Annotated in this window: 3 protein-coding genes; 1 reads left to right on the forward strand and 2 read right to left on the reverse strand. The window is 37.8% G+C overall.

Features of this window, described 5'->3' with window-relative positions; translation table 11 throughout:
• Positions 1-248: 248 nt before the first annotated feature.
• Entirely contained in the window at positions 249-665 is a 417-nt protein-coding gene (locus ACE1AT_RS26905) for a KGK domain-containing protein (protein WP_016862664.1), read from the reverse strand.
• A gap of 178 nt (positions 666-843) precedes the next feature.
• Positions 844-2352, reverse strand: coding sequence for a thioredoxin-like domain-containing protein (locus ACE1AT_RS26910; protein ID WP_374873988.1), 1509 nt, complete (start codon positions 2350-2352; stop codon positions 844-846).
• A gap of 69 nt (positions 2353-2421) precedes the next feature.
• Here ACE1AT_RS26910 and ACE1AT_RS26915 point away from each other — a divergent pair, with 69 nt between their 5' ends.
• Complete coding sequence (locus ACE1AT_RS26915) at positions 2422-3339, forward strand: glutaminase (protein WP_374873990.1); 918 nt, start codon at positions 2422-2424, stop codon at positions 3337-3339.
• The last annotated feature ends 147 nt before the right edge of the window (positions 3340-3486 follow it).

The raw sequence follows: 3486 nt of genomic DNA on the forward strand, positions 1-3486 counted from the left end.
TAGGTTGGGTGTAGCGACAGCGAAACCCAACATTATAGTCTGGTTAATGTTGGGTTACACTCCGTTCCACCCAACCTACATAATGTCCTTTTTGAAAAACTCCTCTTTCCAAGATGGACGAGGTTTAACTATGTTATGGAAAGTAAATAAATCTAAAATTATTACCAACGACCAATGACAAATGACCAATGACGACTCCAACGATTACAGACGTGCTATGGCACGTCTCTACATTTGTGCCGACTTACTTAATTTTCAGCGATAATTTTACAAATATCATCTAAAAGTGAATCATACTCAATAAACTCTTCTGGATGAAACTCCAAGTAAATTTGATTAAGATTTGGGTTAAGAGATAAAATACATACCTCAATATTAAGCTTGCCTTTGCGCCAACCTTCGCTGCCAATTCTTAGTACCTGGCAATTGATAACATAATTAAATTGAATTTCACTAAGTTTGATGTGATGTTCACCCAAAGATATTAAATTAAATAACTCCAACATTGAAACGCCTGGTTCAAGACTATTAGACTCATAAACTCGTCGCTGCAATCTATGTCTAATTTGTTTCTCGATTAACTCTTTTAATCTACTTACTTTAAATGTATCTTTTCCTAAAAGTATAACATCATCACAATCTAGAGGTATAATTTTTTCGTTCATATCAGATAAATAGAGAAAGTTGATTTATGATGGACACTAACCACCATAATTTAAATACAACTTCTAGGATATTCTGCTAATTAGCTGACATCAATTTAGTTAAAAATTTGAGAAAATAACCTCATAATCTGAGTTTTTAGTGATCAATTAAGTACTCATTAGGAATTGTACTTCACTACTAGGGAACACAGACATTTGGAGCGCATAAACCAGAAAAATCTAGTGTTTTTATTATCAAAGTATTTAAATCTACGTGGCGAATAGTGTGATTATTAGTATCAGCAATATATAAATTAGAACCCATGACACTTAATCCCGAAGGTTCATAAAAGCTGCTATTTTTTCCTTGACCATCTTGTAAAGTAGTCGTACCATCTCCTAATACTGTTTGACAATTCCCCGTATGAGGACTGACTAATTTAATTTTGTGGTTGTAGCTATCAGCAATCCACAGAAAATTTTGCGCGTATTCTACTCCCAAACAATGCTGTAATCTGACATCAGTACCTTGTCCATCTACATCACCAAAACCAAATAACGCACCACTACCACAAACCGTTCTGACTAGTTTTGGTTCAACTATTCCCACACCACGAATTGAACTAACTTCACTGTCAGCAATATATAATTCTTTCCCATCAGTAGTGATACCGCTAGGTTGAGCAAAAGCAGATTCGGTGAGTGTACCATCAACACAAGCTTCTGCACCCGTACCTGCATAGGTTTTGACAATATTATTTTCTAAATCCATTTGCCAAATTTGATGCGGCCCTGCCATAGCAATAAATAAGCTATTTCCCACCTTTTGTAAATCCCAAGGAGAATTTAAGGCTGTTTCTTTACTAATACCGCTATGTGGTTGGATGTTACGACTTTGTTCTCCTGTTCCAGCAATAGTTTCGACAACTTGACGCAGCAAATCTACACGTCGCAGCGCATGGTTTTCTGTATCTGCTATATACAGCATTTGATTTTCTGTATCAAATGTCATTCCCTGGGGTGCAAAAAATTGCGCTTCATCAAAAGAACCATCTCTTAACCCAGGTTGTCCGCTACCAATAATATTTAGGACTTCTCCATTGAAAGTACTCATCACAATTCGATGATGTCCAGAGTCAGCGATGAATAATCCTGCTGTTGTGGCTAAGACTTTACCAGGAAAGGCTAATGGTGTAATTAATGGTTGTTGCTGTTTCTCTAAAATGAGTTGTAGTTCTTGAAAATTAATAGTACCTTTTTCTTGGTGTTGGCGAATTAATTTTTCGATAACTTGATCTAAAATATCGCGATGACCTTCACCGGATACATAATGAATTACATAACCTTCTGGGTCAATTACCATTAAGGTAGGCCAAGCACGAACGGCGTAATTTTCCCAAACTTTAAAACCACTATCGATTAAAACTGGGTGTTCGATGTCGTAACGCAGAATAGCTTGGCGGATATTGTCGATTTCTTTTTCGTTGTCAAATTTAGCACTGTGTACACCAATAACTGTCAGGCTATCTTTGTATTTCTGTTCTAAATATTTTAAATCTGGAAGAACATGCAAACAGTTGATGCAACAGTATGTCCAAAAGTCTAAGATTATGACTCTACCCCGGAGTTTTTGTAAAGATAAGGGTTTTTCGGTATTAAGCCAAGGGTAATTTTGCGGTAGTTCTGGCGCTCTGACACGAGGAGTCATAACAATTAAAAATTAAAGGGCGATCGCTTATTCTTTAAAGTACATCTTTCATTCAAAGACTAGGCAGCTTTGAGAAAATTAGAAATACTCACTACTACCGAGTTACTAAGTTATATACAGCAAGCCAAAGCCCAAGCATCTCAAGGACAAATCGTCGAACGCATTCCCCAGTTAGCTGTAGCTAATTCCAATTGGTTTGCTGTTCACATTTGTTGTGTATCAGGAGAAAGTATCAGTGCTGGCGATACGGCTTGTATTTTTCCCTTAATGAGTGCTATTAAGCCGTTTTCGTTATTGTATCTATTAGAATACTTGGGAAGTGAAACCGTTTTTAGCTGGGTTGGGGTTGAACCATCCCTTGATGCTTTCAATTCTGTAGAACAACTGGTTGCTGATGGTGGACATCCTCGCAATCCGATGATTAATAGTGGAGCTATTACTCTTGCTGATAAATTACCAGGAAACAACGCTCGCGATCGCACTCAAAAATTTTGTCAATGGCTAAACCAAATCGCAGGTTGTCAACTCAAGTTGGATGAAGTCACACTCGCTTCGGTACGTTCCGCAGGTTCTCAAACTAACCGAGATATTACCCGTTATTTAGCCGATGCTGGTTATGTAAATAATCCAGTAATAACTCTTGACACTTACGAACAAATATGCTGTTTAGCTGGAACAGTCACAGACTTAGCCCGTCTGGGAAAACTCTTAGCTGGTGCAAGTGAATTAATATCAGCAAAGCATCGTCAGATTGTCAACGCCCTGATGTTAACCTGTGGACTGTACGAAGCTTCTTTTCAATATGCTGTACAAATCGGTCTGCCAATGAAATCCGGGATTAGCGGTACACTTTTAGCAGTAGTGCCAGGTGAGGGTGCGATCGCTTGTTATAGTCCCCCATTAGATAGTACAGGTAATCCTGTGGGTGCGATCGCTTTAGTTGAGTCTTTATCCCAGCATTTACAGTTAAGTATTTTTACCAGTTAATCACAAATAAGCTGTTCCACACCTAATTTGCATAAAATGTAAACTGGATAAACTCGTGAAGCTACTACTATGCCTGCTCAAGGATACTTGAATCAATCACAGAAAGAAAGTTTACAGAAAGCTCTATCAGAAAGTAACAATCCACAA

It is taken from the genome of Pelatocladus sp. BLCC-F211, from assembly GCF_041928655.1.
GTDB lineage: Bacteria > Cyanobacteriota > Cyanobacteriia > Cyanobacteriales > Nostocaceae > Pelatocladus.

Excerpts from the sequence above, each read along its gene's own strand:
- ACE1AT_RS26905 (WP_016862664.1), bottom strand. The coding sequence starts at position 665 with ATGAACGAAAAAATTATACCTCTAGATTGTGATGATGTTATACTTTTA.
- ACE1AT_RS26910 (WP_374873988.1), bottom strand. The coding sequence starts at position 2,352 with ATGACTCCTCGTGTCAGAGCGCCAGAACTACCGCAAAATTACCCTTGG.